The sequence below is a fragment of the Candidatus Symbiopectobacterium sp. genome (genome assembly GCF_020054415.1).
GTDB lineage: Bacteria > Pseudomonadota > Gammaproteobacteria > Enterobacterales > Enterobacteriaceae > Symbiopectobacterium.
This window is the reverse complement of the sequence record NZ_JAHWCO010000457.1, coordinates 1-1067: the sequence shown is the minus strand read 5'-3', so window position 1 is coordinate 1067 and position 1067 is coordinate 1. Positions and strand designations below refer to the sequence as shown.

Sequence of the window (1067 nt, the reverse complement as noted above, 5' to 3'; positions counted from 1 at the left end):
GATTGAGCAGGCCGGCTTTGTGTTTGACAATGGGATTGTTAGTATGAAGCATGAGAGTTACCTCGCGTTTTGTTTAAGGATTAGGCACCCATATCAAAACCGGTAACTCTCAACCTTTCAAGGTCCAGTGTCAGATCTAGTCGCGACTAATACACCTTAAGGCACCATGGTATCTCGGTTAAGCCTTATTTTAGCCAAAATGACGGAACCCTACTGTCGATGGAGGCAGTCAAACGCTATCCCATCTTGACCATGGCCTGTGGACCCACCAACTCGTTGCGCGGTGCAGGTCATTTATCGGTGCTGAAAGAGGCGCTGGTGATTGACGTGGGCGGTACGACAAACGATATCGGCGTTTTGACCAAGGGCTCTCCACGTGAGTCTTCTCTCGCGGTGAATATCGGCGGCATACGTACGCAGTTTCGCATGCCAGATATCCTCTCCATCGGTATTGGTGGTGGCACGCTGACGCGCGAAACCCCTGAAGGTGAGGTGCAGATTGGTCCGGATAGCGTCGGTTATCACTTGTTACAACAGGCAATTAGCTTTGGTGGCGACCTGCTAACATTGAGCGATATGCTGATCAACGGTGAGCCGGGAAGGTGGCCGGGGCCGCCACCCTCGGTGCACCCCACGTTAGATGCATCATTCTGCCAGCGCGTTTATCACGCCATGATTGCCAGGGTAGAGGAGTCTATTGACCGGATGAAGACGTCCGTGGCGTTAGTGCCCGCAATCGTGGTGGGAGGAGGCAGTATTCTGCTACCTGATAGGTTAAAAGGCGTCAGTAAGGTGATCGTGCCAACGAATTTTGATGCGGCCAATGCTATCGGTGTGGCGCTGGGGCAGGTTAGCGGACAAATTGATAGAGTGGTGGAGATGGACGAGTGCGATCACGCTAGCGTACGTGATGTGTATTAGTCGCTACTAGATCTGACACTGGACCTTGAAAGGTTGAGAGTTACCGGTTTTGATATGGGTGCCTAATCCTTAAACAAAACGCGAGGTAACTCTCATGCTTCATACTAACAATCCCATTGTCAAACACAAAGCCGGCCTGCTCAATC

1 pseudogene is annotated in these 1067 nt (G+C 51.5%); it reads left to right on the top strand.

What is annotated here, in order from left to right:
- Positions 1 to 168: 168 nt before the first annotated feature.
- Positions 169 to 921 (top strand): annotated as a pseudogene (locus QZ506_RS13305) (hydantoinase/oxoprolinase family protein); the annotation flags it as partial.
- Between the last annotated feature and the right edge of the window lie 146 nt (positions 922 to 1067).